Origin of the sequence: Bacillus sp. PSXD-155 (genome assembly GCF_049310765.1) — a bacterium.
Classification (GTDB): domain Bacteria; phylum Bacillota; class Bacilli; order Bacillales; family Bacillaceae_G; genus Bacillus_A; species Bacillus_A cereus.
On sequence record NZ_JBMOWC010000006.1, the window covers coordinates 232,534 to 258,309 of the forward strand.

Sequence of the window (25,776 nt, forward strand, 5' to 3'; positions counted from 1 at the left end):
GTTTACTTATAAATGAAATTATTTATAAATACGTAAAAATTGCCCGTATTGTTGAAATAATTTCTAACTCTCCCGATTGAATAGGTGGAGCTGCTTGCGCATGTAAAGTAGCATAAGACGTAACCTCCCTTGGTAATTGGGCAGATTCTTCAACGAATGAGAGGGGAACGGGATTAATATTTAAATTATATGTACTCGCAATAGCACGAGCTTTTTCTACTGCCTGGTGCAGAGCTTGAATGAGAGCTTGCTCATAATATTTATTTGGATGAGATACTCGGAAACGTAAACCTTTTGCTACATTTGCGCCATTTGAAACGGCTATATCATATACTTCCCCAGCTTTTTGTACATTTAAAACGGTAATTTCATACAAATGCTCTACACGGTATCCTTGCAGCAATGCTTTATCATTTACATATTCGTATTGAGGAGTAATTGTATAAGAAATCGTCTCTATATCTTTATCGGCAATACCAAGCTGTTTAAGTGCATCCAGCAATTGTTTGGATTGCACTGCATTTTCTTCTTGAGCCTGTTTTACATTTTTATCATCTGTTCGAATGCCGAGTGTTAATATAACAACATTCGGTTTTGCTTTTACAACACCTTCTCCTTGTACAGTAATAGTAGCTTCTTTACCAGTATTAGCAGTGCGTACGTTGTGTAAATAAGGATTCATTCCACCCTGCATTTTCCATCACCATCCTTTTTATATGTATATGTGTGAACAAAAAAGAAATTTATATGAAAAAAGTTACATAAATGAGAATGTTGAGGAAAGAAAGCATATACAACATAGGTATTTATAGATTATAATATGTGTAAATATGATAAAAAAGGGACGAGGCTATTGAACGAAAAAAGAGAAACGCTGATTTTAGATTTATCTGCATCATTTCGAAAAATGATACGTTTATTACAAAATGATATTAATACACGTTTTGCAGAACATATGCCATATAATGAATTTTCTGTATTACGTGCGTTATTTTTAAACAGTCCACAGATGGCTTCGCAAATTGCGAGTGAAGTAAACGTAACCTCCAGTCATATTACAGCTGTTACAGATCGTCTCGTACGAAAAGGATTAGTAGAAAGAAAACGTTCTAATTCAGATCGTCGAATCGTGTACTTAGAAATTACAGAGCACGGAAGAGAAGTAACTGAAAAACTTGAAGCTGTGCGTAAAGAATATTATAAAGAGAGATTTAAAGGTTGGAGCGACCAAGAAATAGAAATGGTCTTAGAACTATTTGGCCGCGTATTATAATAAATGAGGATAGGAAGCGAAAGCACTCCTATCCTTTTTCTTTTGAATAAAAATATTTTGAAACTCCGATACTTTAATTAAAAGATCGGAGGAAAGATTATGAAATATATTGCTGCACTTACCATTTTATTTGGTAGTTTTTTCTGTTTTCAAACATTCACGTACGCAGATACGCCTATCCAAGTGGTGCGAAAAGAAGTGAAGTACATCGAAAACGATAATACAGTCTTATATTCGAAATTATGGGTTCGTTCTATGCAAAACGCAGTATTATTCCACCATAGCGATAATATTCGTAATCGGGACACATTACGTAATGTAACAAGTTCATCGCTTGTTAAAGCGAAGCAACTATCTTTTCAGAAAGCAGCACTTTATATACCGAGACTATCGCAATACGTATCAAAAATAGGGAAAGAAAACATTCAAGTGTACTACATTGCGATTCACTATAATGTGAAAAAAGAAAATGCATATCAATTAGATGGCATGAACTATTTTCTACAAGTATTCGTAAAAGAGCGTGGGGAATGGAAAATTGCCGAAAGTGTAGTTGCACCGACAGAGCAAATTGTGCAAAATGGTGATGGATTTGGGATGAAAGAAGAGATGGTGTATGGGGATAGGAGAGAGAATGTGAAATAACCTCTTTATTTAGATCGGGATATATAATAAAAAAGCATTGCTCTTGTGCAATGCCTTTTTTATTTAGTTCATATAAGAGTTAAATAATTCATAACATATTTCTTTTGTCATTATATACCTTTTTCGTCAGCTTCTATTTAATGTCATTGTTCCGTGTTTATAGTTTCACATCTAAGATGCTTTTGGAAACATGTATCCACCACCTTAATGCATATTTATTTCCCTACAAAAGCAAACTTCAATTTTAATAGACGTGTAAAAATGAAGTAACTTATGGTAGCGAATAGGAAAAATCCAACATAATAAGACAGAAGTGCATCTCGTCCGCCTAATATTCTACCACCAAGTAGTCCGAAGCATAGAACAGTGCAAATTATGAACCATTTTTGCAAGTTAGGAAACAATAGTATTTTTCCACTTTGTTCGTTCGGTGTACGTGTGTATAGAAAGGTTGCTATTGATAAAAAGGTAATGATGTAAGAAAATGGTGTTAATAGTGTCCAAGGAGAAGGTACAGAAATACGCTCCGTAGGATTGTCCTGTGATACACTGGGAAGTTTATTGCCATAGTCATCAAATGTTTCTATCGGGTGGTAATCATAAGTAATAGAAAAATATTCTAATGGTGAAATGATACCTATATGTTGTAAGTACTCATGAGTATGGAGCTCTATTTCTCCGATTGCATCTACAGACCATTGTGCGTGTGAATAAATGAATCCGGAAATTAACCATCCAAAACCGTATGGTAAAAATAATAGAATGATAGTTAAAATACTTTGAGAAAATATATGTCCAGTAAAAGTCCCGATAAATAAGGTGAATGTATAAATAGCGATAAGTACAACGGTAGCATATAGAAAGTAACTATAGAACGGAGCAAAGGTTTGATACTCATTGTGAAACGACATGTTCTTTATTCCGTACATGCTAATCCAGCAAACAATTTGTACTATAATAATATTCAAAACACCAAGCCACCATTTTGTTAAAAAAATATCCTTTCGTTTAAAAGGCATCGAGAATAGAAAATCAGTTGATTGATTATTACGTTCCCATCCAATTAAAAGACAAGCGAGTGCAATTAGAGTAGCTCCTTGAAAGAAGACGGCACCATCAGATGTCTGAAAATAGTAGGAGTAGTAATATGCATAGTCACCAAACTTCATTTTTGATAGTTTTAGTTGCATTTGCGCTTCTTGATAATATTTATAAGGTAGTTGATATAAACTAGTTAACCAGAATAATAGAATTATATATTTTCCTTGCTTCCATTGCCTCATCCATAAAGCTTTATGAAACATGTGAATCCTCCTCAAATGTAGTGATAAAAATATCTTCAAGTGACATTGTTAATTCTTCAATGAGTATAGGTTGCTCTTTATAAAACTTCTCAAGCGTTACAGCTACATTTCCTTCAATTAAAATCGTATATACTTTTCCCGTTTGATTTAATATTTTAATATTGCTTAAGTTTTCTAGTTTTTGAGGTAATGATCGTTCATAAGCAACTTGAATTTTAGCAAATTGTGATTTTGCATCGTCTAGTGATGTAATAGAAGATACGGTATGTCCTTTTAATATGATGATTGTATCTGCAATTTGTTCAACTTCATCTAAATGATGGGTAGATATGAAAATGGTAATCTCTTTTTCTGCAACTTCTCCAACGAGAAACTGTAAAATCTGTCTTTTAACGATAGGATCAAGTCCGTTTGTTGGTTCATCTAAAATAATATATTCTGCCTGTGCAGCAACAGCTAAAATGATGGCAAGCAGTGCCTTCATTCCTTTTGAATAACTACGAATTCGTTTGTTTGGTAAGTTGAAACGTTCTAGTAGTTCGTAGAAATATGGTTCATCAAATGCGGTATAAACTGCTTTATAAAACTTCACGATTTCTTTTACTGTATAACCGTTCAGTATGTTAGTAGAATCCGGGACATATACGATTTTTTGTTTCGTTTCAGGATTCTTATGAATGTCGATATCTTCATATGTAACAGTTCCCTCATCTGGGTCTAAAATGCCGACTATCGTTCGTAATAAAGTTGTTTTCCCCGCACCATTTCTTCCAAGTAATCCGACGATACTACCTTTTTGTAATGTGAAAGAAACATCGTCTAAAATTGTTTGATTATCAATTGTTTTCTTCAAGCTTGTCACTTTCAACATCCGTATTCCCTCCAATCTCTTTATAGTATGAATCTATCCAATCATGAATTTTATCTTTCGTAATACCAAGATAAGAGGCTTCTAATAGTAATTGATGAAATTGCTTTTCAACCATAGCGATTTTCCTTTCGTCTAATGTTGGGGTAATCGATTGGGATACAAATGTTCCTTTTCCTCGTAACGTTTCAATAATTCCTTGTCGCTCTAACTCTTGATACGCTTTACTCACTGTATTTGGATTTATAACGAGTAAAGAAGCGAGTTCGCGTACAGAAGGAAGTTTATCACTTGGAGCCAACATGTTTTTCAATACGAGTTCTTTTATATTTTGAACAATTTGTTCCCATATCGGAGTGTTGCTTCTTGGGTCAAGTTGAATATGCAAGAGCAATGTCTCCTTCCTCATATGTATTAAGTGTACTACTATGTGTAATACACTTAATACAATATAGGGGGCGAATGTATTTGTCAACTGAAAATAATAGAAAAAATTGGTATTAAAAAAAGGGGAATTGGAAAAAATAGGTCTGATATAGAATGGAGGGTTAGTCATGAAGCGAGTTTTTGGAATACTTGTTTGTTTCATGTTATTGCTTTCTGGAACTTCAGTGAGTTTTGCGCAATCTGAAAAAACGAAGCAGGAGAAAACAGAAGAAACAACGCCGAAGTTAGCGGAACAAGCGTCGTCAGCAATCGTAATTGAGCAAGATACAGGTAAAGTTTTATTTGATAAAAACCCAAATGAAAAATTACCACCTGCTAGTATGACAAAGATTATGACAATGCTTTTAATTATGGAACAAGTTGAAAAAGGAAAACTAAAACTGACCGATAAAGTTAGAGCAAGCGAACATGCAGCTTCAATGGGTGGATCGCAAATCTTTTTAGAACCTGGGGAAGAGATGACTGTAAATGAGATGTTAAAGGGTATTGCAATTGCATCTGGAAATGACGCATCTGTTGCAGTAGCCGAGCACATCGCAGGTTCAGAAGAAGGATTTGTAAATATGATGAACAAAAAGGCGAAAGATTTAGGGCTGAAAAATACACATTTTCAAAATCCAACAGGTCTTCCGGCCAAAGACCATTATTCGACAGCAAATGATATGGCTATAATGGCGAGAGAATTGATGAAGTATCCACTTATTCGTAAATACACAGGTAAGTACGAAGATTATTTACGTGAAGATACGGATAAAAAGTTTTGGCTCGTTAATACGAATAAACTAGTACGTTTTTATCCTGGCGTAGATGGAGTAAAAACAGGTTTTACGACAGAAGCGAAATATTGTTTAACAGCATCGGCTGAAAAAAATGGAATGCGTGTCATTTCAGTTGTCATGGGAGTACCAACATCAAAAGAACGGAACAACCAAGTGACAAAGCTCCTTGACTATGCATTTGGACAATATATGACAAAGAAATTGTATACGCGCGGCGAAAAAATTAAGACAGTTCAAGTAGGAAAAGGGAAAAAAGAAAAAGTAGATTTAGTTGCGTCAGATAATGTTTCTCTTCTTATGAAGAAGGGCGAGAATATGGACAAGGTAAAACAAGAAGTAATTGCTGAAAAGAAAGTAAAAGCACCGATTAAAAAAGGTGACGCGCTTGGCACACTTGTTATAAAAAAAGATAAAGATGTTTTATTAAAACAAACAATTATAGCAAAAGAAGATGTTGCTGCAGCGAGCTGGTGGGAGTTATTTAAAAGAAGTTTTGGGATGTTTTCAACATCAAAATAGCGGCAAATATTTTGCCGCTTTTCTATTCGTATCTAAGTGAATAATGCTGAAAGGTTTCACTTTATGACGAAATAGTTCTTCTTTTGTCAGCAGGAAGGATTCTTATTTTATATCACGAAAATCTTTATGTATGTGAATAAGTAAAGTTTGAGCATAAGGAGGAAATCGTGTGAGTCTTTCCATGCAATTAGAAGTAAAACGTGACGTCCTATGTGTGAGACTAGAGGGTGAATTAGATCATCATACGGCTGAAGAGTTGCGAACGAAAGTAACAGATATGATTGAGACACATGGTGTTCATCATATTGTTTTGAGCCTAGAGAACTTATCGTTTATGGATAGTTCTGGTCTAGGTGTTATATTAGGCCGATATAAACACGTAAAGGGATTAGGTGGAGAAATGGTTGTTTGTGCAATTTCACCGCCTGTTAAGCGTTTATTTGAAATGTCGGGCTTATTCAAAATCGTTCGCTTAGAAGAAAGTGAAGCGCACGCGCTCGCGACGTTGGGGGTGGCATAGATGAGAAATGAAATGAACCTTCAATTTTCAGCATTAAGTCAAAATGAATCATTCGCTCGCGTTACAGTGGCGGCTTTCATTGCACAACTAGATCCAACGATGGAAGAATTAACGGAGATTAAAACAGTTGTGTCAGAAGCGGTTACAAATGCAATTATTCATGGATACGAAGGAAATGCAGAAGGTATTGTTTATATTTCTGTAATTTTGGAAGAAGCAATGGTGAAACTCACGATTCGAGATGAAGGGATTGGAATCTTTAACTTAGATGAAGCGAGACAACCCCTTTTTACAACTAAACCTGAATTAGAGCGTTCCGGAATGGGATTTACTATCATGGAAAATTTTATGGATGAAGTAGAAGTTATTTCAAACGAATCTTTCGGGACAACAATCCATTTGACAAAATACTTATCAAATAGTAACGCTCTATGCAATTAAGGAGAATAGCCTATGGACATAGAGGTCAAAAATGAGAAGAAGAAACCTCAGTTAAAGGACCACGAGCTAAAAGCGTTAATTCAAAAAAGTCAAGATGGAGATCAACAAGCGAGAGATACAATCGTTCAAAGTAATATGCGCCTCGTTTGGTCGGTTGTACAGCGGTTTCTTAATCGAGGATACGAACCAGACGACCTATTTCAAATTGGATGTATTGGGCTCTTGAAATCGGTAGATAAATTTGATTTATCTTTCGACGTGAAATTTTCAACATATGCAGTTCCAATGATTATTGGTGAAATACAACGTTTCTTACGCGATGATGGATCAGTGAAAGTTAGTAGGTCTTTAAAAGAAACAGGAAACAAAATTCGAAAGATGAGAGATGAGCTTTCGAAAGAATTCGGAAGGGCTCCAACGATTAATGAAGTGGCAGAGGCACTAGAACTAACGCCAGAGGAAGTTGTTCTAGCACAAGAAGCGAGCCGGGCCCCTTCATCTATACATGAAACTGTATATGAAAACGATGGAGATCCAATCACTATTTTAGATCAAATTGCAGATCAATCTGAAACGAAATGGTTCGATAAAATTGCTTTAAAAGAAGCGATTAGAGAACTAGATGAACGAGAGCGCTTAATTGTATACTTGCGTTACTATAAAGATCAAACACAGTCAGAAGTAGCCGAGCGCATAGGCATTTCGCAAGTACAAGTTTCAAGACTTGAAAAGAAAATATTAAAACAGATGAAAGATCGAATAGACGAATAATTGTCTATTCGATTTTTTTATGCAGTTAATAGGAGAGAAATGTTAATTTTCGCAAAAATTAACAGAATTTATTGATAATTTAGTCAATTTAAAATATAATCCAAGTATGAACTTGTCATAAAGGGGGAAGGAAACATGGAAACGAGGCAACAATGGGGAACGAGAGCTGGATTTATTTTCGCAGCGGTCGGATCTGCCGTTGGATTAGGAAACATATGGCGTTTTCCTTATACAGCGTATGAAAATGGAGGAGGAGCATTCTTTTTACCGTATTTATTTGCATTATTAACGACTGGTATTTCGTTGTTAGCGTTTGAGTTTGCCCTTGGTCATCGTCATCGTGGCTCAGCACCACTTACATTTTTCCGTATTAGCCCGCGTGCAGAATTTATTGGATGGTGGCAAATGTGCGTAACATTTATTGTTTCAACATATTATGCAGTGATTATTGCTTGGTCTATATCGTATACATACTTTGCAATTACTGGAGCATGGGGAAAAGACACGCAATCATTTTTATTTAAAGAGTACTTACATGTTGCAGATAAGCCAGGACAATTTGGAGGACTTGTACCAGAAGTATTAATTCCGTTAGCTCTCGTTTGGATTATTGTGCTTGGCGTTGCATTTAAAGGAGTTAAAAAAGGAATCGAAGTTGTTAACCGTATATTTATTCCTTTATTAGTTGTTATGTTCCTTATTATCGTCGTTCGTGCAGTGACGATGGAAGGTGCTATGCAAGGACTAGATGCATTCTTTAAACCAGATTGGAGTCGTATTTTTGATGGGAAAGTATGGCTTGCTGCTTACGGCCAAATATTCTTTAGTTTATCTTTAGCATTTGGAATTATGATTACGTATTCTAGTTATTTACCAAAAAATTCGGATACAACAAATAATGCCTTTATTACTGGATTTGCAAACTCAGGATTTGAATTATTAGCAGGTATTGGGGTCTTTGCAGCTCTTGGATTTATGGCAAATAATATGGGAGTACCAGTTGATAAAGTGGCAAGTGCTGGCGTTGGGCTTGCGTTCGTAGTATTTCCACAAATTATTAATGAATTGCCGATGTCACCGTTGTTTGGTGTTTTATTTTTCTTATCGTTAACGGTTGCTGGAATTACATCACTTATTTCACTCGCGGAAGTATGCTTTGCCGCTGTATCTGAAAAATTCAGTTTAAGTCGGGAAAAAACTATTGGAATTATGGGAACCCTTCTCGTGTTAGTTTCTCTTGTTTTTGCAACACGTGGTGGACTTATGTTCTTAGATGTTGTCGACTATTTCGCTAATAATTTCGGATTAATTACAATTGCACTTGCGGAAGTAGTTACGATAGGGCTCATTTTACGCCGTTTACCAGTGTATCAAAATCATGCAAACTTTGTATCTGATATTAAATTAGGAACGTTTTGGAGAGTGAGTTTACTCGTTATTACTCCGCTTATGTTAGGGTATATGCTAATTGATGGTACAATCCAAAATATTAAAAAGAACTACGGCGATTATCCGACTGAGTTTGTTGTAACGTATGGTTGGTCGATAGCAGCAGCATTCCTCATAGTTGCAATAATCATTGGCCTGAAAAAATGGGATGCACAAATTCATTCGGATTCTGCCAAGCTTGAAAAAGAATGGAAAGATCGAGGTGTTTCATAATGAGTGGATCAGCGATTATGATGATGGTTATTGGAATAGTAGTCATTTGGGGAGGGCTTGCATTAAGTATTGCAAACTTATTTAAGAAAAAGGCATAAGTAAAAAAACATCTGTACCAAAATGGTGCAGATGTTTTTTTATGAAAAAATTGTATTAGAAAAAAATTCAATAACCATACTACAACTACGAGGAAGAGTGAAGGGGTGAATGAAAGTTGGAACAAACGATTTATATTAAAATGCGCAATCGTTTAAAAGTTTCTCCTTCGTATGAAGTGAAGCTAGGTGATGTTGCTCAGCTTGCTGGAGATGCTTTCGTAGTTGAAGCGTTACAAAATGAGATTGTTTACAAAATAACAGCACACGATAAGACACATGTTGTAATTGATGTTATGAAGATAATTGAGATTATTAGGCGAAAAGCAGATCACATACAAATTAATTTACTCGGTTCTGGACAAACTCTTGTTGAAATTATTTATGAAAAAAAGAAAGTGCACCCAGTTTTCTTTGGACTTGTATGGTTATTACTTTTTATTGGAGCAGCTCTTGCAATCATTTATTTCCATGAGGATGTAAGTATGCAACAAGTACATCAACGGTTATATTACATGATTACTGGAGAATTTAATGCACAACCACTTTTATTTCAAATTCCTTATTCTGTAGGTCTTGGCTTAGGGATGGTTCTATTCTTTAATCATGTATTTCAAAAACGAATTAATGAAGAGCCGAGTCCGTTAGAAGTTGAGATGTTTCAATACCAACAGTCGCTTGATCAATATGTAATCGTTAATGAAAACAAGGATAATATGAAACAACTTGCCGATGATTGAGTCTGGATTTGTTATTTTAATTGGTTTAGCTGGAGGGATAGCGGTAGGTAGCGGATATGTCGCATTTTTAGCTGTACTTGGTATAATCCCCCGTTTAGCTCAATTAACGAGAAGTGGAAAGCATATTCAATATTTTGAGTGGGCAGTCATTGCAGGTACTTTAACAGGGGCTTGGTGCAGTTTGAAAAACATTACATTTCAAACGTCGCAATATTGGCTCGTTATATTAGGGCTATTTTGTGGTACGTTCATTGGAATGCTCGCTGCGGCATTAACAGAGGTGTTAAATGTTCTACCTATTTTAGCGAAACGAGTAGGGATAGAGGGGAAGATTATTGTTTTACTCGTTGCTCTTGTACTTGGGAAAGTAATAGGCTCGTTGTTTCACTGGATTTATTTCGTAAAGTAGGAGGCAGTATATAAATGACAAGTCAGAAATTGAAGGATGATTACATAAATAAAGTGAAGGAGTATCATCCAAAGCCAAACTATTTACTAAATTGTATCAAAGCATTTCTTGTAGGTGGACTCATTTGTACAGTTGGAGAAGTATTGATGAAATTTTATATACATTATTTTCACTTCAGTGAACAAGAGGCAGGAAACCCAACTGTTGCAACGCTTGTTTTATTATCCGCGATTTTAACAGGATGTGGTGTATATGATAAAATCGGTCAATTTGCTGGAGCAGGATCAGCGGTACCGGTAACAGGATTTGCAAATTCTATGGCGAGCGCTGCCTTAGAACATAAGAGTGAAGGGATTGTTCTAGGGATTGCGACAAATATGTTTAAACTGGCAGGAAGTGTGATTGTATTTGGGGTTGTTGGTGCATATATCATTGGGTTAATAAGGTATACCTTTAAAATTTTTATGTCTTAAAGGAGGGGCTAGTATGAGGTTGACCGGAAAACAAACGTGGGTATTTCAAAACGATATATATGTGAATGCAACGGGTACTGCTGTCGGTCCGAAAGAAGCTGAGGGCCCTCTTGGAAAAGATTTTGATATTTCATATGATGACTTGCATTGTGGAGAGGAAAATTGGGAGCTCGCCGAACGAAGATTAATGTCAGACTCAATTCAACAAGCAGTGCAAAAAGGGAATATAAAAACATCGCAAATTGATTTCTTTTTAGCGGGAGATTTATTAAATCAAACAGTGACAGCAAATTATGTTGCGCGTAAGTGGGGCATTCCTTTTTTAGGAATGTTTAGCGCCTGTGCGACGTCTATGGAGACTTTAGCAGTTGGATCAGCTTTTATAGACGGTGGATTTGCAAATCGTGTCTTAGCTACAGTAAGTAGTCATAATGCAACGGCTGAAAGACAATTTCGCTATCCAACAGAGTACGGTGGGCAAAAACCAGGGACAGCAAATTCAACTGTGACTGGTGCAGGATCTATATTAATTAGTAATGAAAAAAGTACAATTAAAATTACGGCGGCTACAATCGGAAAAGTGCAAGATTTAGGAATCACAAATCCTTTGGATATGGGGGCAGCGATGGCTCCAGCAGCAGCTCATACAATTCAACAGCATTTTGAAGATTTAAGAAGAAGTGCCGATGACTATGATTTGATTGTTACGGGTGATTTATCAGCTGTTGGGACACCGATTGCAAAACAACTTTTACTTGAGGAAGGTTACGATCTTGGACATATATACAATGATTGCGGATTAATGATTTATGAATCAAGTCAAGAAGAAGTGTTTGCAGGTGGTAGTGGTTGCGCTTGTTCAGCAGTTGTCACATATGGCCATTTATTACACGAGATGCAAAAAGGGAATTTACAACGAATTTTTGTCGTTGCCACTGGCGCATTATTAAGCCCGATAATGATGCAACAGAAAGAAACGATTCCAACAATTGCACATGGTGTCGTATTTGAGAGAGTTAAAGGAGAGTGAATTGTGGATTTTATATATGCATTTCTTGTAGGTGGAGCTATTTGTGTAATTGGGCAACTATTGTTAGATTTCGCAAAGTTAACACCAGCTCATTTAATGGCAACTTTTGTAGTCATCGGAGCAATTTTAGATGGATTTGGATTGTACGATAAACTAATAAAGTTTGCAGGTGCTGGAGCAACAGTCCCTATTACAAGTTTTGGACATTCACTATTGCACGGAGCAATGCATGCAGCAGAAAAACATGGATATTTAGGAATTGGTATTGGCATGTTTAGTTTAACGTCTGCGGGCATTTCCGCAGCGATATTGTTTTCGTTTTTTATAGCACTTATATGTAAACCGAAAGGATAAATCAAATGAGACGAAGGGTTGTTTTGGTCACAGATGGAGATGAATATGCAAAGCGGACAATTGAGCTTTTAACAAAGGAATTTGGGGGAAGGTGTATTTCAGCATCACAAAGTAATCCAACCAAATTGACAGGGAAAAAAGTTGTTGAGCTTATTATGCAAACGCCATATGACCCTGTATTTGTCATGTTTGATGACAGTGGATTTATTGGAGAAGGATCTGGTGAAAAGGCTTTAAAATATGTAGCTACCCATAAACAAATTGATGTGCTCGGTATTTTAGCGGTAGCGTCTAATACGCATCATTGGGAATGGGCACGTGTAGATGTAAGTGTAGATCGGAACGGAAATTTAACCGAATACGGTGTTGATAAATTTGGACTTCCAGATGGTGAAATTGGCAGAATTAGCGGAGATACAATTTATTGTTTAGATGACTTGAATGTTCCTGTCATCGTTGGAGTCGGTGACATTGGTAAGATGTGCGGGAATGATGAATGGGAGAGGGGATCACCTATTACTAGAAAAGCGATTCAATTAATTTTGGAAAGGAGTGGTTTTTATGACGAAGCCTAAAAAAGTGGATATCCCTATATCAACTTTCATAAGTGATAATGAAAATTATTTAAAGCAGACAGTTGGACTAGGCGTTACATACGATGTTGGCATTCGTAAATTTCAAATTTCGAATAAAGAAATCGGTGTGTTATTTGTAAACGGACTTTGTGATACAAATTATATTATCCCTATTTTAGAAGAAGCGGTGGATACAAATGAGATAAGGGATGTAGAAGAAGATACAGTGAAGCTTTTAGAGAATCGCTTAATCCATCAACAAGTAAGCAAAGTGAAAACGATGGATGAGGTAATGCTCCAAGTATTATCAGGGCTCATTGTGATATTTGTGGAAGGGGAAACGGAAGCGTTCGCGATTGATGTTCGTAGTTATCCAGGGCGAACACCGACAGAACCAGATACCGAAAAGGTAGTACGCGGTGCGAGGGATGGATTTGTTGAAAATATCGTTGTAAATACAGCGTTAATTCGTAGGAGAATTCGAGATCCACGACTTCGAAATGAAATGGTTCGAGTAGGAGATAGATCACAAACGGATATTTGTATTACATACGTTCAAGATGTTGCAAATCCAGATTTAGTAAAGATTATAAAACAAGAATTAAATAACATCGATGTAGATGGAATTACGATGGCGGATAAAACAGTAGAAGAATTTGTTGTAAAGCAAAGCTATAACCCATTCCCGCTTATTCGATATACAGAAAGGCCAGATGTAGCAGCAAATCATCTACTAGAAGGACATGTGTTAGTACTCGTTGACACATCACCAAGTGCTATGATTACACCGACAACATATTTTCATCATTTACAGCACGCAGAAGAGTTTAGACAAAATCCAGCTGTCGGTACATTTTTACGCTGGGTGCGCTTTTTAGGTGTTATATTCTCGTTATTTTTATTACCATTTTGGTTAGTGTTTGTATTTGATCCAACTCTTTTGCCAGCAAATCTTGCTTTTATTGGACCGACTAAGATGACGCATTTACCAATCCTATTACAGGTGTTAATGGCAGAGGTGGGACTTGAGTTTTTAAGGATGGCAGCCATTCATACTCCAACGCCGTTATCGTCTGCAGCAGGGTTGATTTCCGCCATATTAATTGGTCAAATTGCAATTGATGTAGGTTTGTTTGTGCCAGAAGTAATTTTGTATGTAGCGGTTTCGATGATTGGTGCATATGCAACACCGAGTTATGAATTAGGATTAGGGAATAAGGTTGGGAAATTGTTTGTTATTATTTTAACAGGTCTCTTCCATGAGATGGGATTTGTAATTGGTATGACGATATTAATTTTATTTTTAACGTCTATAAAAAGTTTACAAACACCTTATTTATGGCCGTTTTTACCATTTGATTGGGGCGCGTTAACAAAAATTTTACTCCGTCCAACGATGTCTAGTTTAAAAGTACGACCAAGTATTGTAAGACCTCAAAATGTAAAAAGACAAAAATAAACGGGATTATACACCCGTTTATTTTTTTTAGTAAAAATTTATTGTTTTTTAACAAAAATCAAACATTTTTTGTGTACACTTAGAGTAGATATTGTGTATGGAAGGGGAAGAGGACATGATTAAATTATTTGTAAGTGATTTAGATGACACGCTCGTTTACGATGTGAATCATATGCAAAAAGAAGATGAACGTGCGCTGTGTTGGTTAGCTGAGAAAGGGACAAATATTTGTTTTGCCTCTGGCCGCTTTACACACAGAATTGATGAAGTTGTAAAAAGGTTTTCATTCCCATATTACACAACTGGCTTAAATGGAGCGACAATGTTACTTCCAGATGGGAGTTTATTTCATGAATCGAGTTTTGAAAATACTGTTGCCCAGGAAATATATCGATATATACATAAAAAAGGACTAGCGGATATTGTTTGTGCAAATGAGCAACGATATACAAAAAGGAAAAATGAACATCACCATAATTTCGAAATGTATATGGGCGTGCATATCGCTGAAATTGAAGCGTTAGAAGAAGAGTTTGGTAAGACTGTACACCCTGCAAAATTGTTTGTTTTTGGAGAAGAAGAGAAAATTGTGACGTTAGATCAAGAGCTACGAGATATGTTTCAAGGCGAAGCGGAAGTTTTTATATCAGGTAAACGCTATGTTGATATTATGCCAAGAGGCGTGAGTAAGGGGAGTGCTCTAAAGCGACTAATGGACCATTTGCAAATTGAAGCAAATGAAGTTGCTTGTATTGGAGATTCCTTCAATGATATTTCTATGTTTGAAGTAACCCCGCATTCATTTACTCTTCATCATGCCCATCCATATGTAAAGGAGAAAGCAAATCATATAGTGCGTTCGGTTGAAGAGGCTGTTATGAAATTACCGTTACTTGTATAAAAAAGAAGCCCGTCACTCGCGGGCTTCTTTTTTACTTGAATAAAGATTTAACAAAATCAATGATACTTGAGAAGAAATCTTTCACTTTATCTAGAAAACTTTGTCCTTCTTCAGATCCTAAAAAGGCAGAAACGTGTTCTTTTGCTTTGTTTAATTGACTACCAACTTGATTCCAATCGATATTAAGATTCTTCATTTTATCAAATAACGCTACTAGGTTATCTAACTGTTCATCTGTTAATGTAATGCCGAGTTGATCAGCAATTTTTTTAATTAATGAACGTAAATCTTCTGTTGTTTTTGGCTGTTCTTTTGCAATTTCTTCTTTAATTTTTGCAACAAGTTGAACTGCTTTTTCTTCACCAATTTTATCACCAAGCTGGGCTGTTTGTACCATTTCTTCATTCGCTACTTTTTTAACTTCTTCCGGAATTGGTTTATTGGACGCAGTTTCATATGCTTTCATTAATCCAGTTAAAGCTGCAGTTCCTGAAACTTTAAAAGGTGCAGTAATTTGAATTTCTGCATCTTTTACACCTGCTGTAATCAAAGCGTTAGTGTACATTGCATCTGTTACCCAGTTAATGTTCTTTGATCGTACAATAAGACCAGATCCTGGTTTTGTGTATGTAATCATAGAAGAAGAAATTGCTCTCGTACCAATTTGTGCTTTTGGAACAATGCCTTCTAGAAATTTATGTTCTTCCGCATTAGATACAGTGATAATTGTAGCATCTTTCGGTGCTTTCATTTCTTTTAACAGATCTTGTTTTTGTTGTTCGGATAAGTTCTCTCCTAGTGTAACAATTGATTCTCCCTCGATGATGTCTGCAAATGAAGCTGTTGGCATCATAAATACCGTTACAGCTAATAGCAGAGCTAATAATTTCGTTTTCACGAAAAACCGCTCCCTTTCTCTTTCTAAAATTTTCGGGCAACAAAGTTATTATAGTATATATTTCTTATTTGTCACCTAGCTTTTTCCACATTTCAAAAAAGAAGTATCTAGATTGTCGGATTCTTTTTGTTTCTAGTCATGAATGTGGTAATATAGTGCTGAGATAGTTGAAAGGAGACATATACATATGAAAACTTTAGGATACATATTAATGGAAAACGGTGAAAAAATCGAATTGGAATTTTTCCCAGAAGAAGCGCCAAAAACAGTAGAAAACTTTAAAAAATTAGCAGAGCAAGGATTTTATGACGGTGTTACATTCCACCGTGTTATTCCTGGCTTCGTAAGCCAAGGTGGAGACCCAACAGGTACAGGTGCTGGTGGTCCAGGTTACTCTATTCCATGTGAAACTGATGGAAACCCTCATAGACACCTTGTAGGATCACTTTCTATGGCTCACGCTGGCCGTAACACAGGCGGTAGCCAATTCTTTGTTGTTCATGAGCCACAGCCACATTTAGATGGCGTTCATACTGTATTTGGTAAAGTAACAAGCGGTATTGAAACAGTATTAAAAATGCGTCAAGGCGATGTAATGAAAGAAGTTAAAGTTTGGGAAGAATAAGGTAAGGTAAGGGAAAAGAGAGCTTTTGCTCTCTTTTTTATTTTTAATGAGATTGAGTACTTCTTCTACAGCATCATACAAGTAGTATTGTTGCTAAAATATATTGCTTGTGAGAACAAACCTTTAACAAATTACATAGAATACATTACATTATATGTTTCAACAAATATTTTTTGTTATATTAATTTTGCTAGAATTGTGCTGCTTTAGGGTAATTATGAATGAAGTGATGTTGAATGATATGTTTCTTTTCATTCTATATAAAATTTTCTTTTTTTCACTCTATTTATTAAAGGAATAGTGCTGAAACATAGATTTGACTTTCTTCTTTTCGCTTTGTATGATTATCAAGTTGTTTTAGACTCTTCTCACTCTGTTGAAAATATTGTAAAATGAATGTGATATGAAAAGAGTGATTGAGGGGATTACTAGTTTGTAACTTTTGTGAGAAGGGATAAGGGTTATGTTAATTCGTTTTAAAAAAAGTTATGAAAAAATTGCAATGGGGCTTCTTTCGTTTATGCCAACTGAAAAAGATGTGAAAACATTACAATTGACAATGAAAGAATATGAAGCAAAAGATGATTGGCAATTGTATTTGTGGAAAGAAAATGAAGATTTTGTTGGAATAATGGGGATTGTAAAAAAAGAGAATCAAGTATTAGAAATTCAGCATTTAAGTGTAAATCCGTCTCACCGTCATGTGGGGATTGGAACGAAGATGGTGCAAGAGTTAAAGAGTAAATTTCTTGAGTTTACAATTTGCGGAAATGAGCAAACAGCAAGTTTTTGCGAAAAATGTAAAGGGCTAGAACAAAATATACATTCGTGAAAGCAGGGATAAGTAGTTTATTATCTCTGCTTTCTTTTTTGTAATTGTTCGTTTCGTTCAGTAATGACCTCTGTGCGATTACGCAAAGTGTGCTTGTGTATAATATATTCACTTGGAATAGCATTCAAGTCTTTCCAAGAGAGGTTTTGTTTTTTGCATAACTCTATGCACTGCTTCTCTAACAATGGATCTGATAAGGGTAAAAATAAAGGTACAAAACGTTCTTTTTTATGGATAGATTGCAATCTTTCATTGAGCAAGGAAAGAAGTTGTACTTGATTAATTCCTAAACGTTGTAAAGACACACCGCTTTTTTCTAAAATTGTGATTGCGCTTTTCATCATTTTTGTGGAACCATTCCAGTTAGCACGTCTTTGGTGGTATAAAGAAACGGCAATTTGAATGAGACCAACTAAGTAATGATCACGATTTCCTCTTGGTTTTGTCTTCCAGTACTCTTCTAGTATTTCGTGGCATTCAAAATAGTCGTAATCTCCTTGGAAATGAATTAAAAATTGTATGTATTCGGTAGGATACATGTTTTCTCGCCCCTATCTAACGGTTATACATATAAGTGTATCATAGAAATATGAACAATAAACGACTAGGAGATTTCCCCCTAGCCGTTATTGTTCATATTAGCAGAAGCAAGCTGCTCCTACAATAATTAGCAAAATAAACAGTACAACAAGTAATGCGAACCCACCGCTAAAACCACAATCAACGTGACCCATAGTTTTTTGACCTCCTACATTGTTCTTACTACACTGTTATCATATGAAGTGGTGGGCATGATGACATAGGCATCGGTCTATTTTTAATTAAATTTCTTAAAAAGGTTGGATAGAACATGAGTATGCTCTATACTTATGTTGTTATAGAAAAAATGTGGTGGGATGCTTTGTGCAATATAATTTTAAAGTAGAGGCTTTTGAAGGGCCTTTAGATCTATTGTTACATTTAATACATCGTTATGAAATTGATATATATAATATTCCTGTAGCAGATATTACAGAGCAATATTTATCTTATGTGCATACGATGAAAGAACTGCAATTAGATGTTGCAAGTGAGTATTTAGTAATGGCCGCAACGTTATTACAAATTAAAAGTAAAATGTTGTTGCCGAAACATGAAGAAGATGTACTTGATAACGGTGATGATTTTATAGATGATCCTCGTCAAGAATTGATGGAGAGGTTAATTGAATATAAGAAATATAAGCAAGTTGCTACTGAGTTAAAAGAAAGAGAACAAGAAAGAGCACAGCTATATACACGTCCACCAATTGACTTTACATCGTTGCAACAAGAAGAAGAGACAAGCTTGCCTCTTGATGTTACGTTATATGATATGCTAGCGGCATTTCAAAAATTAATGCGCCGTAAAAAGGCAAAAAAACCTGTAACAACACGTATTACTCGTCAAGAAATACCAATTGAACAGCGAATGACTGATATTTTAAAGCAATTAAAAATAAAGGGTGGTCGCCAAAGTTTTCATGATTTGTTTGTTGATGATGAACGTGAAATAATGGTTGTGACATTTTTAGCAGTTCTGGAACTTATGAAAAATCAACAAATCATAATTGAGCAAGAACATAATTTTGATGAAATTTTCGTATCAAGCTCTAATAAATCTGCATAGAGCAAGTATATGAAATTGGGATAGAAACACTTTATCTCATGCTATGTTTTAATGTATCGTTTGGAGCAAGAGAAAAAATATTGAACCGAACGCATTGATTGTGATTCGGTTTTTTGATGTGTATTTTTATGGGGAAATAGAAGGAAGGAGCTCGTGAAATGGATAGGAAAGAACAAAAGTCAATTATTGAAGGCCTTTTATTTGTTTCTGGTGATGAAGGGATTTATCCAGAACAAATAGCGAAAGTTCTTGAAATTGAAATGAATGAAGTAATTAATATTTTAGAAGAAATGCAACAAGAATGTGAAGGTGCAAACCGTGGTTTGCAAATTGTACAGTATGCAAAAGTATATCGTTTTGCTACAAAGAAAGAACATGCTTCATATTATCAAAAATTAATAGATACACCAACAGCTGCTTCGCTCTCACAAGCTGCCCTTGAAACGTTAGCGATTGTTGCATATCGTCAACCAATCACAAGGACTGAAATGGAAGAGATTAGAGGAGTTAAAACCGATAAGGCGTTACAAACGTTGGTTTCACATTTACTTATAAAAGAGATGGGAAGAGCAGAAGGACCAGGGCGTCCTATTTTATACGGAACAACAAAAGAATTTTTGGACACATTTGGATTGAAAACATTAGATGATTTACCGCCGCTTTCTGAAGAGAATGAACAAATGAATGAAGCGGATTTATTCTTCGGTTCCTTACAAGAGATATCGAAATAAAAGCTTAGCATTTTGCTAAGCTTTTTTTGTATATCAATTATTTACAGTGCCATACTAAATGAAAAAAGGAGACGAGTTATGAGAGGTATGCGGATTATTCTATTATTAGTTTCTGTTTTATTATGTTTTTCTTTAAATAGCGCATCAGCTAAAAGGTATATGATGTCTATTCATACTACGTCTCCTTTACATATGCATCGGCAACATCTTAGTAAAATGAAAGTGAGCTTTTTAAAAGTGGGACAAGGTGATGCAACACTTATCATAATGCCAAACGGACAAACAATGTTAATTGATGGAGGACCTTATGAAGCAGGAGAGGTTATTATTCAGAAATTAATTGAGAAAGGGATTAATCATTTAGATGTAATTGTCAGTACCCATCCTGATATGGATCATATAGGGGGGCTAATTCCAATTGTAGAGCAAATGCCGGTATCGCTTATATTAGATAGCGGAAAAACATATAGTTCTCTTACTTATCATACATATCGGAATAATATTAAAAAAAGAGGGATACCTTTCGTTTCAGTAAAGGAAGGGCAATATATACCGCTGGATCCACATGTTTCTATACAAGTATTAAACAATGGGAAATCAAAAGATGAAAATAATGAATCCTCAATTGTTTTAAAGGTGCGATATGGAAAAGCGGATTTTTTATTAATGGGTGACGCGGATGTACGGACAGAACATGAAATATTAAAACGATTTGATGTACATGCAGATGTTTTAAAAGTGGGGCATCACGGCTCGTATACTTCAACCAGTGAAACGTTTATAAAAAAAGTGGAACCGCAGTTTGCTATTCTGTCTTACGGGAGTAGTAATCCGTATGGACATCCTCATCAAAGTGTAGTAAAACGCTTAAAAAGGCACGGTATAATGGTATATAGAACGAATAAACGTACAGTAGAAATAGAAACAGATGGTGAACATGTTATGTTAGAGTCTAGCGGGTTAATGCCGTTGTTGAAGTGATTTCTATATTAGGGGTGGATACTGTCCCTTTTTGGAAAAATGAATAATATATATTATAATTATAAAGGACGTAAGGAATTTCCTTTTTTGTTGAATAAAAAGGAAATTTCATTAGAATGTATAGACAACTACTCGTGCATATATTAAGATGGAACTAGGCGAATAAGGTAATAATAACAAGTAGGTATTTCATGGGAAAGGATCGATGAAAATGAAAACGCAAATTGTCATCAATGCCAAAATTTACACAGGTCAAGAAATAGTGGAAAACGGATTTATCCGTTACGCAGAAACCATTAAAGAAATTGGTTTGATGGCTCAATATGTACCACAAGAAAATGAAACTGTTTTTGATGCTACAGGGAAGATTGTAATTCCAGGTATGATCGATGTTCATATTCATGGTGGATACGATATTGATGCGATGGATGCAAATAGCGATGGGTTAGTAACTCTAGGTAAAGAAATGTTAAAAGAAGGGGTTACAACTTACTTTCCAACAACAATGACACAAGCTCCAGAGGCAATTGAAGCAGCGCTAACCGCTGCGAAAGAAGCAAAAGAAAAAGGAGCACATTTCGAATATATTCACTTAGAAGGACCTTATGTTTCAAAGAAACGTGCAGGTGCACAACCACTTGAACATATCGTTCCTGCAAATATTGAGCAATTTAAACAATGGCAAGAAGCAAGTGGGAATTTAATTAAATTAGTAACATATGCGCCAGAAGAAGAGGGAGCATTAGAGTTTGAACAATATCTTGCTGAAACTGGTGTAGTGGGCACAATGGGGCATACAGATGCAATTGATGCGCAACTAAAAAATAGAAAGATTACACATGCGACACATTTATACAATCAAATGCGTGGATTACATCACCGTGAACCAGGAGTTGTTGGTCATGTGTTATTAAATCCAGATGTAATGGTTGAAGTAATTACAGATGGTATTCATATTCACCCTGATATGGTGAAATTAGCATATAAGTTAAAAGGACCGAAAAAAGTAAGTGTTATTACTGACGCAATGCGCGCAAAAGGTCTTGAAGATGGATTATATGAGCTTGGCGGACAGCCAGTACATGTAAAAGATGGTAGTGCTCGATTAGAAGATGGAACGTTAGCTGGTAGTATTCTAAAAATGGATCAAGCTTTCCGAAATGTAATTGAATTTACGGGTTGTTCAATCGAAGATGCAGTACTGATGACATCAGTTAACCAAGCAGAAGAGTTTGGATTAAATAATAAAGGTGCATTAGCAGTAGGAAAAGATGCAGACTTTGTTGTGATGAATGAAGATTTACATGTATATGATACGGTTCGTTTAGGAATTCATATGAAGGAAGGGAAGTAATTAAATGAATATTCTTGTTGTAAAAACTCCAGAAGAACTAGCCGAAGCAGGTTATAAATTAATTGAAGAAGTTGTAAAAACAAAAGAAAATCCAACATTAGGAATGGCTACAGGAAGCTCTCCATTAGGTATTTATGCAGAAATGCGAAAAAATAAACTTGATACAAGCCGTGTAACCACTGTAAACTTAGATGAGTACGTAAATTTACCACATGAAGATAAAAACAGCTATCACTATTTCATGCAAGAACAGTTGTTTGATCATCTTCCATTTAAACAAACTTATGTACCAAACGGGATGGCAAGTGATTTAGAGGAAGAGTGCAAACGTTACGAGGGCATTCTAACTGCTAACCCAGTTGACCTACAGATTCTTGGAATCGGTGAAAACGGTCACATCGGATTTAATGAGCCAGGAACACCGTTTAATTCTCCAACGAACATTGTTGAATTAACAGAATCTACACGCCAAGCAAACCTTCGCTTCTTCGAAAAAGAAGAAGATGTGCCAACTCATGCGATTACAATGGGAATTGGAAGCATTATGAAAGCGAAACAAGTTCTACTTGTTGCTATGGGTTCTAAAAAGGCAGAAGCTGTTAAAGAATTATTGCAAGGTGAATATAGTGAAGAGTGTCCGGCTACAGTTTTACAACGTCATCCGAATGTAACCGTAATCGCAGATCAAGAAGCTCTATCTTTATGCAGTGAGGCGATTGCTGATGAACATCGACAAGTATTCACCATTTCCGATCTATTATCAGATTCAAGAGTGGGTGAAACAGCTAATTGAGGACGGCGAATGGAAGCCGGGAGATAAAATCCCATCTGAGAATGAACTTTGTGATAAGTTCGAAGTGAGTCGTATGACAATCAGACAGGCGATTAATAATTTAGTGGAACAAGGCTATTTATATCGGAAGCGTGGAATTGGAACATTTGTCCAACTTCCGAAAGTGGAACAAAAATTGCAAGGAATGACGGGATTCACAGAAGATATGATTTCTCGTGGAATGAACCCAAGTAGTCAATTACTTAGTTTCCGCCTAGTTCCAGCTACTGCTAAAATAGCAGACCGGTTGAGAATACAGGAGGGGGAATCGGTTTATGAAGTGAGGCGTATTCGCTTAGCTGATGATGAACCGATTGCTTTTGAGACGACATATTTGTCGCCAGCTCTTGTAAAAGATATTAACGAAGAGATATTGCAACAATCTTTATATGAACATTTAGAGAAAAAACTGGGCTTTAAACTTGTTAGCGCTACTCAGTCAATTGAAGCTTCTGTTGCGACGGAAAATGAAGCTGAACATCTGCATATTCCTAAAAAGGCGCCTGTACTTGTAATGCGTCAATGGTCATATTCAGAAGGTGAGATACCGCTAGAGTACGTGAAATGTATTTATCGTGGAGATCGTTATAAATTTATTACGAATATCGCACGTAACAAATAGTATATTTCAGTTTGTGAAGTACAGTCGAAATGAAAATGGATAACATGTAAAGAAATAAAAATACGACTCATCCTTATAAGGAATGAGTCGTATTTTTATTATGAGCAATTACGTGGTTAACAGCATCTTTGACGTGATTTACTACATAGTGAGCGTGTTTTTTTACTGCATCATCTGCTTGCGACATAGCAAAACTGTGAGGAGTTAAAGAAAACATAGGAATATCATTGTAAGAATCCCCTATACAAGCAATTTCCTCAGGTTTTATTTGAAACTCATTTAATAAAACAGAAATGGCAGAGCCTTTACTAACATTCGGTGGCATTACATCTAAACATTGTTCTGCTGAGATGAAAGTACTAACTTTCCCGTGGAATTTTTCATCAATTTTTTTTTGAAGGAGTTGTAAGCTCTCCTTTGTTCCACCGACAGAAATTTTATTTGGGAAAATTGTATCATCAATCTTCTGTAGTAAGTTTGGTTCTTCAACAGAAGTCATTGTTACTTGTTGTTCAAGTTCTTGAATAAAAGGTGTTTTCTCTTCAATGTAATAATTATGCTCATCACTTACATAACGGAAATAAGGATTTTCATTCGTCATAGCTAACAAATCGGGAAGTATGCTGGAATCAAAAGTTGCAGATAATAGTTGTTTATTTTCATGTGTATATACAAAAACACCATTTACACTAATACGATGAAAATTTGTATTTACAGCTTTCATTAAGTCTGCAATTTCATTATCAAGTCTTCCGGAAGCGAAGCAAAGAATAACATTTTGCTCGGCGAGGCTGCGTAGTGCCGCAACATCTTGTTCATCAATAAGACCTCCGTGTTGCATCATTGTACCATCGATATCACTTACAAACATTTTAATCATGCTGTTATCTCCTTTCTATGTACAGTTGCTCTTACATTATACGCATCATATATAAACATGTCTAAAAAATGAATTTTTATTAAATGGCAGATGTTTTACATTGACGACAAAGAAGAATATTCTGTAACATAAAAGTAGGCTATTTAAGTACGAGGGTGGTGTTATATGAATAATTATCTAGAAATTAAAAAAGTTTTAAATAATAATGTCATCATTGCTAGCCATCCTGAACACGAGGAAGTAGTAGTGATTGGTAAAGGAATTGGATTTGGGAAAAAAGCGAAAGATGTATTGGAGCAAGAACAAATCGAAAAAATGTTTGTCTTAAAAAATGAACGTGATCGTGAACAATATAAATTATTAGTGCCGCATGTTAGTGAAAAATTAATTGAATTGATGAACGATATTATGCTGTACATTCAAGAAAAAGCGAAATCTCCACTAAATGAACATATTCATATTGCGTTAACAGATCATATTTCATTTGCAATTAAAAGGTTAAAGCAAGGACTTACAATTGATAATCCTTTTTTAGTTGAAACAAAAATGCTCTATCCAGAGGAATATGAAATTGCGGAAGGTGTTGTAGAACTTTTAAATTCTCGTTTGCAAATTACATTGCCAGAAGGAGAAATTGGTTTTATTGCACTTCACATTTACAGTTCGCTTACAAATTCTGATTTATCTTCAGTTAATCAAAACTCCCGTCTCATTGCACAACTTGTATCTTTAATTGAGACAAACTTAGAAATTACATTAGATCAAGAGAGCATTCATTATTTACGCCTTATTCGTCATCTCCAATATGCTATTGAGAGGGTGAAAAAAGGAGAAAAAGTAGAAGAATCGCAAAGTTTTGCTGATTTATTAAAGGCGGAGTATCCAGTTTGCTATAACGTAGCTTGGAAGCTAGTTAAGGTCATGCAAAAAGAGTTGCAACTACCTGTATATGAAGCTGAAAGTATTTATTTAACGATGCACTTGCAACGCTTAGTCAAGGCAGAGCATGTGTAATAAGTCATATATTTTTGTCTAAAATGAAAACGTTAAAAAAAATGATTGAATCGCTTACAATAGTTATGTATAATAACTATTGCAAAGTTATACAA

At 35.5% G+C, this 25,776-nt stretch carries 33 protein-coding genes; 25 read left to right on the forward strand and 8 right to left on the reverse strand.

The features are described from left to right. Positions 1-22 precede the first annotated feature (22 nt). Positions 23-694, reverse strand: coding sequence for an SIMPL domain-containing protein (locus tag ACO6VI_RS09435; protein WP_001161449.1), 672 nt, complete (start codon positions 692-694; stop codon positions 23-25). 159 nt (positions 695-853) lie between these two features. On the opposite strand from ACO6VI_RS09435, the gene ACO6VI_RS09440 reads away from it, so the two are divergent. Both ACO6VI_RS09440 and ACO6VI_RS09445 read left to right on the forward strand, forming a co-directional pair. After that, the gene (locus ACO6VI_RS09440; RefSeq protein WP_001003307.1) at positions 854-1,273 is read left to right on the forward strand and encodes a MarR family winged helix-turn-helix transcriptional regulator; all 420 of its coding nucleotides are present in this window, start codon (positions 854-856) and stop codon (positions 1,271-1,273) included. 99 nt (positions 1,274-1,372) lie between these two features. Continuing rightward, the gene (locus ACO6VI_RS09445) at positions 1,373-1,918 is read left to right on the forward strand and encodes a hypothetical protein (RefSeq protein ID WP_000873787.1); all 546 of its coding nucleotides are present in this window, start codon (positions 1,373-1,375) and stop codon (positions 1,916-1,918) included. 215 nt (positions 1,919-2,133) lie between these two features. On the opposite strand, the gene ACO6VI_RS09450 is transcribed toward ACO6VI_RS09445, so the two are convergent. From ACO6VI_RS09450 to ACO6VI_RS09460, 3 genes are read right to left on the reverse strand one after another with little or no spacing between them, the layout of a single operon-like run. Beyond that, complete coding sequence (locus ACO6VI_RS09450; RefSeq protein ID WP_000468508.1) at positions 2,134-3,222, reverse strand: ABC-2 transporter permease; 1,089 nt, start codon at positions 3,220-3,222, stop codon at positions 2,134-2,136. Then, the gene (locus ACO6VI_RS09455) at positions 3,212-4,093 is read right to left on the reverse strand and encodes an ABC transporter ATP-binding protein (protein ID WP_000922125.1); all 882 of its coding nucleotides are present in this window, start codon (positions 4,091-4,093) and stop codon (positions 3,212-3,214) included. The genes ACO6VI_RS09450 and ACO6VI_RS09455 overlap by 11 nt, the downstream gene beginning before the upstream one ends. Further along, the gene (locus ACO6VI_RS09460; RefSeq protein ID WP_000548027.1) at positions 4,059-4,478 is read right to left on the reverse strand and encodes a GntR family transcriptional regulator; all 420 of its coding nucleotides are present in this window, start codon (positions 4,476-4,478) and stop codon (positions 4,059-4,061) included. The genes ACO6VI_RS09455 and ACO6VI_RS09460 overlap by 35 nt, the downstream gene beginning before the upstream one ends. 166 nt (positions 4,479-4,644) lie before the next feature. Between ACO6VI_RS09460 and dacF the strand changes: the two genes are divergently transcribed. The 14 genes from dacF (at position 4,645) to ACO6VI_RS09530 (ending at position 15,265) form a co-directional block, all read left to right on the forward strand. After that, complete coding sequence (gene dacF, locus ACO6VI_RS09465; RefSeq protein ID WP_098532734.1) at positions 4,645-5,835, forward strand: serine-type D-Ala-D-Ala carboxypeptidase DacF; 1,191 nt, start codon at positions 4,645-4,647, stop codon at positions 5,833-5,835. Between the two features lie 169 nt (positions 5,836-6,004). Next, complete coding sequence (spoIIAA, locus tag ACO6VI_RS09470; protein ID WP_000059135.1) at positions 6,005-6,355, forward strand: anti-sigma F factor antagonist; 351 nt, start codon at positions 6,005-6,007, stop codon at positions 6,353-6,355. Then, positions 6,356-6,796, forward strand: coding sequence for an anti-sigma F factor (gene spoIIAB / locus ACO6VI_RS09475; protein ID WP_001243398.1), 441 nt, complete (start codon positions 6,356-6,358; stop codon positions 6,794-6,796). Between the two features lie 12 nt (positions 6,797-6,808). After that, positions 6,809-7,567 (forward strand): RNA polymerase sporulation sigma factor SigF, encoded by a 759-nt coding sequence (sigF, locus tag ACO6VI_RS09480; RefSeq protein ID WP_000350729.1) that lies wholly within the window; start codon positions 6,809-6,811, stop codon positions 7,565-7,567. A 135-nt stretch (positions 7,568-7,702) separates the two neighbouring features. After that, positions 7,703-9,229, forward strand: a complete 1,527-nt coding sequence (locus tag ACO6VI_RS09485; RefSeq protein ID WP_000450088.1) for a sodium-dependent transporter — start codon at positions 7,703-7,705, stop codon at positions 9,227-9,229. Further along, positions 9,229-9,327, forward strand: coding sequence for a methionine/alanine import family NSS transporter small subunit (locus ACO6VI_RS09490; protein ID WP_000016826.1), 99 nt, complete (start codon positions 9,229-9,231; stop codon positions 9,325-9,327). The genes ACO6VI_RS09485 and ACO6VI_RS09490 overlap by 1 nt, the downstream gene beginning before the upstream one ends. Positions 9,328-9,443: 116 nt before the next feature. Next, positions 9,444-10,064, forward strand: coding sequence for a stage V sporulation protein AA (locus ACO6VI_RS09495; RefSeq protein ID WP_161520083.1), 621 nt, complete (start codon positions 9,444-9,446; stop codon positions 10,062-10,064). After that, the gene (gene spoVAB, locus ACO6VI_RS09500; RefSeq protein ID WP_043352414.1) at positions 10,057-10,473 is read left to right on the forward strand and encodes a stage V sporulation protein SpoVAB; all 417 of its coding nucleotides are present in this window, start codon (positions 10,057-10,059) and stop codon (positions 10,471-10,473) included. Before ACO6VI_RS09495 ends, spoVAB begins: the two co-directional genes overlap by 8 nt. Positions 10,474-10,487: 14 nt before the next feature. Beyond that, positions 10,488-10,946, forward strand: coding sequence for a stage V sporulation protein AC (gene spoVAC / locus ACO6VI_RS09505; RefSeq protein ID WP_000203808.1), 459 nt, complete (start codon positions 10,488-10,490; stop codon positions 10,944-10,946). 13 nt (positions 10,947-10,959) lie between these two features. Next, a complete protein-coding gene (spoVAD, locus tag ACO6VI_RS09510) occupies positions 10,960-11,976 on the forward strand; it encodes a stage V sporulation protein AD (RefSeq protein WP_016080391.1) in 1,017 nt (338 codons plus the stop codon). A gap of 3 nt (positions 11,977-11,979) precedes the next feature. Continuing rightward, complete coding sequence (gene spoVAE, locus ACO6VI_RS09515) at positions 11,980-12,330, forward strand: stage V sporulation protein AE (protein ID WP_000345907.1); 351 nt, start codon at positions 11,980-11,982, stop codon at positions 12,328-12,330. A gap of 5 nt (positions 12,331-12,335) precedes the next feature. Continuing rightward, on the forward strand, positions 12,336-12,905 hold the full coding sequence (locus ACO6VI_RS09520; RefSeq protein WP_001254416.1) for a stage V sporulation protein AE: 570 nt from the start codon (positions 12,336-12,338) through the stop codon (positions 12,903-12,905). Next, the gene (gene spoVAF, locus ACO6VI_RS09525) at positions 12,892-14,364 is read left to right on the forward strand and encodes a spore germination protein SpoVAF (RefSeq protein WP_161520084.1); all 1,473 of its coding nucleotides are present in this window, start codon (positions 12,892-12,894) and stop codon (positions 14,362-14,364) included. The genes ACO6VI_RS09520 and spoVAF overlap by 14 nt, the downstream gene beginning before the upstream one ends. A 97-nt stretch (positions 14,365-14,461) precedes the next feature. Continuing rightward, positions 14,462-15,265, forward strand: a complete 804-nt coding sequence (locus ACO6VI_RS09530) for a Cof-type HAD-IIB family hydrolase (protein WP_161520085.1) — start codon at positions 14,462-14,464, stop codon at positions 15,263-15,265. Between the two features lie 31 nt (positions 15,266-15,296). Here the strand turns inward: ACO6VI_RS09530 and ACO6VI_RS09535 are convergent, their stop codons facing one another. Continuing rightward, a complete protein-coding gene (locus ACO6VI_RS09535; protein WP_000850513.1) occupies positions 15,297-16,163 on the reverse strand; it encodes a DUF1002 domain-containing protein in 867 nt (288 codons plus the stop codon). Positions 16,164-16,350: 187 nt separating this feature from the next. Here ACO6VI_RS09535 and ACO6VI_RS09540 point away from each other — a divergent pair, with 187 nt between their 5' ends. Both ACO6VI_RS09540 and ribT read left to right on the forward strand, forming a co-directional pair. Continuing rightward, positions 16,351-16,788, forward strand: coding sequence for a peptidylprolyl isomerase (locus ACO6VI_RS09540; RefSeq protein ID WP_000853790.1), 438 nt, complete (start codon positions 16,351-16,353; stop codon positions 16,786-16,788). A 463-nt stretch (positions 16,789-17,251) separates the two neighbouring features. Next, positions 17,252-17,620 (forward strand): GNAT family N-acetyltransferase RibT, encoded by a 369-nt coding sequence (ribT, locus tag ACO6VI_RS09545; protein WP_000908401.1) that lies wholly within the window; start codon positions 17,252-17,254, stop codon positions 17,618-17,620. A gap of 20 nt (positions 17,621-17,640) precedes the next feature. On the opposite strand, the gene ACO6VI_RS09550 is transcribed toward ribT, so the two are convergent. Both ACO6VI_RS09550 and ACO6VI_RS09555 read right to left on the reverse strand, forming a co-directional pair. After that, entirely contained in the window at positions 17,641-18,159 is a 519-nt protein-coding gene (locus tag ACO6VI_RS09550) for a DUF309 domain-containing protein (RefSeq protein ID WP_161520086.1), read from the reverse strand. A gap of 99 nt (positions 18,160-18,258) precedes the next feature. Next, positions 18,259-18,354: a YjcZ family sporulation protein gene (locus ACO6VI_RS09555; RefSeq protein WP_000510194.1), complete on the reverse strand. Its 96-nt coding sequence runs from the start codon at positions 18,352-18,354 to the stop codon at positions 18,259-18,261. Positions 18,355-18,523: 169 nt separating this feature from the next. Between ACO6VI_RS09555 and scpA the strand changes: the two genes are divergently transcribed. The 6 genes from scpA to ACO6VI_RS09585 all read left to right on the forward strand — a co-directional run bounded on the left by scpA (position 18,524) and on the right by ACO6VI_RS09585 (position 23,787). Continuing rightward, positions 18,524-19,267 carry a segregation/condensation protein A gene (gene scpA, locus ACO6VI_RS09560; protein ID WP_001199751.1) on the forward strand — a complete coding sequence of 248 codons (744 nt, stop codon included), beginning with the start codon at positions 18,524-18,526 and terminating at the stop codon, positions 19,265-19,267. Positions 19,268-19,425: 158 nt separating this feature from the next. After that, positions 19,426-19,998: a segregation/condensation protein ScpB gene (scpB, locus tag ACO6VI_RS09565; RefSeq protein ID WP_000375171.1), complete on the forward strand. Its 573-nt coding sequence runs from the start codon at positions 19,426-19,428 to the stop codon at positions 19,996-19,998. Positions 19,999-20,076: 78 nt separating this feature from the next. Then, positions 20,077-20,979: a ComEC/Rec2 family competence protein gene (locus ACO6VI_RS09570; RefSeq protein ID WP_161520087.1), complete on the forward strand. Its 903-nt coding sequence runs from the start codon at positions 20,077-20,079 to the stop codon at positions 20,977-20,979. 211 nt (positions 20,980-21,190) lie between these two features. Further along, positions 21,191-22,333 (forward strand): N-acetylglucosamine-6-phosphate deacetylase, encoded by a 1,143-nt coding sequence (nagA, locus tag ACO6VI_RS09575; protein ID WP_001987227.1) that lies wholly within the window; start codon positions 21,191-21,193, stop codon positions 22,331-22,333. A 4-nt stretch (positions 22,334-22,337) separates the two neighbouring features. Continuing rightward, complete coding sequence (nagB, locus tag ACO6VI_RS09580; protein WP_001024208.1) at positions 22,338-23,126, forward strand: glucosamine-6-phosphate deaminase; 789 nt, start codon at positions 22,338-22,340, stop codon at positions 23,124-23,126. Further along, positions 23,056-23,787, forward strand: a complete 732-nt coding sequence (locus ACO6VI_RS09585; RefSeq protein WP_014894892.1) for a GntR family transcriptional regulator — start codon at positions 23,056-23,058, stop codon at positions 23,785-23,787. Before nagB ends, ACO6VI_RS09585 begins: the two co-directional genes overlap by 71 nt. A gap of 73 nt (positions 23,788-23,860) precedes the next feature. On the opposite strand, the gene ACO6VI_RS09590 is transcribed toward ACO6VI_RS09585, so the two are convergent. Beyond that, a complete protein-coding gene (locus ACO6VI_RS09590) occupies positions 23,861-24,667 on the reverse strand; it encodes a Cof-type HAD-IIB family hydrolase (protein ID WP_000594250.1) in 807 nt (268 codons plus the stop codon). A gap of 165 nt (positions 24,668-24,832) precedes the next feature. On the opposite strand from ACO6VI_RS09590, the gene glcT reads away from it, so the two are divergent. Then, positions 24,833-25,681, forward strand: coding sequence for a glucose PTS transporter transcription antiterminator GlcT (glcT, locus tag ACO6VI_RS09595; RefSeq protein ID WP_001067322.1), 849 nt, complete (start codon positions 24,833-24,835; stop codon positions 25,679-25,681). Positions 25,682-25,776: the final 95 nt, after the last annotated feature.

What these genes read in the sequence shown, in the direction of transcription:
- ACO6VI_RS09450 (WP_000468508.1), bottom strand. Translation starts at nt 3,222, where the DNA reads ATGTTTCATAAAGCTTTATGGATGAGGCAATGGAAGCAAGGAAAATAT.
- ACO6VI_RS09540 (WP_000853790.1), top strand. Translation starts at nt 16,351, where the DNA reads ATGAAAACTTTAGGATACATATTAATGGAAAACGGTGAAAAAATCGAA.
- ribT (WP_000908401.1), top strand. Translation starts at nt 17,252, where the DNA reads ATGTTAATTCGTTTTAAAAAAAGTTATGAAAAAATTGCAATGGGGCTT.
- sigF (WP_000350729.1), top strand. Translation starts at nt 6,809, where the DNA reads ATGGACATAGAGGTCAAAAATGAGAAGAAGAAACCTCAGTTAAAGGAC.
- ACO6VI_RS09530 (WP_161520085.1), top strand. Translation starts at nt 14,462, where the DNA reads ATGGAAGGGGAAGAGGACATGATTAAATTATTTGTAAGTGATTTAGAT.
- ACO6VI_RS09555 (WP_000510194.1), bottom strand. Translation starts at nt 18,354, where the DNA reads ATGGGTCACGTTGATTGTGGTTTTAGCGGTGGGTTCGCATTACTTGTT.
- scpB (WP_000375171.1), top strand. Translation starts at nt 19,426, where the DNA reads ATGGATAGGAAAGAACAAAAGTCAATTATTGAAGGCCTTTTATTTGTT.
- ACO6VI_RS09590 (WP_000594250.1), bottom strand. Translation starts at nt 24,667, where the DNA reads ATGATTAAAATGTTTGTAAGTGATATCGATGGTACAATGATGCAACAC.
- nagB (WP_001024208.1), top strand. Translation starts at nt 22,338, where the DNA reads ATGAATATTCTTGTTGTAAAAACTCCAGAAGAACTAGCCGAAGCAGGT.
- spoIIAB (WP_001243398.1), top strand. Translation starts at nt 6,356, where the DNA reads ATGAGAAATGAAATGAACCTTCAATTTTCAGCATTAAGTCAAAATGAA.
- ACO6VI_RS09550 (WP_161520086.1), bottom strand. Translation starts at nt 18,159, where the DNA reads ATGTATCCTACCGAATACATACAATTTTTAATTCATTTCCAAGGAGAT.
- glcT (WP_001067322.1), top strand. Translation starts at nt 24,833, where the DNA reads ATGAATAATTATCTAGAAATTAAAAAAGTTTTAAATAATAATGTCATC.
- ACO6VI_RS09585 (WP_014894892.1), top strand. Translation starts at nt 23,056, where the DNA reads ATGAACATCGACAAGTATTCACCATTTCCGATCTATTATCAGATTCAA.
- ACO6VI_RS09485 (WP_000450088.1), top strand. Translation starts at nt 7,703, where the DNA reads ATGGAAACGAGGCAACAATGGGGAACGAGAGCTGGATTTATTTTCGCA.
- dacF (WP_098532734.1), top strand. Translation starts at nt 4,645, where the DNA reads ATGAAGCGAGTTTTTGGAATACTTGTTTGTTTCATGTTATTGCTTTCT.
- ACO6VI_RS09490 (WP_000016826.1), top strand. Translation starts at nt 9,229, where the DNA reads ATGAGTGGATCAGCGATTATGATGATGGTTATTGGAATAGTAGTCATT.
- ACO6VI_RS09435 (WP_001161449.1), bottom strand. Translation starts at nt 694, where the DNA reads ATGCAGGGTGGAATGAATCCTTATTTACACAACGTACGCACTGCTAAT.
- ACO6VI_RS09445 (WP_000873787.1), top strand. Translation starts at nt 1,373, where the DNA reads ATGAAATATATTGCTGCACTTACCATTTTATTTGGTAGTTTTTTCTGT.
- ACO6VI_RS09570 (WP_161520087.1), top strand. Translation starts at nt 20,077, where the DNA reads ATGAGAGGTATGCGGATTATTCTATTATTAGTTTCTGTTTTATTATGT.
- nagA (WP_001987227.1), top strand. Translation starts at nt 21,191, where the DNA reads ATGAAAACGCAAATTGTCATCAATGCCAAAATTTACACAGGTCAAGAA.
- spoVAF (WP_161520084.1), top strand. Translation starts at nt 12,892, where the DNA reads ATGACGAAGCCTAAAAAAGTGGATATCCCTATATCAACTTTCATAAGT.
- ACO6VI_RS09455 (WP_000922125.1), bottom strand. Translation starts at nt 4,093, where the DNA reads ATGTTGAAAGTGACAAGCTTGAAGAAAACAATTGATAATCAAACAATT.
- spoVAD (WP_016080391.1), top strand. Translation starts at nt 10,960, where the DNA reads ATGAGGTTGACCGGAAAACAAACGTGGGTATTTCAAAACGATATATAT.
- spoVAC (WP_000203808.1), top strand. Translation starts at nt 10,488, where the DNA reads ATGACAAGTCAGAAATTGAAGGATGATTACATAAATAAAGTGAAGGAG.
- ACO6VI_RS09520 (WP_001254416.1), top strand. Translation starts at nt 12,336, where the DNA reads ATGAGACGAAGGGTTGTTTTGGTCACAGATGGAGATGAATATGCAAAG.
- spoVAB (WP_043352414.1), top strand. Translation starts at nt 10,057, where the DNA reads ATGATTGAGTCTGGATTTGTTATTTTAATTGGTTTAGCTGGAGGGATA.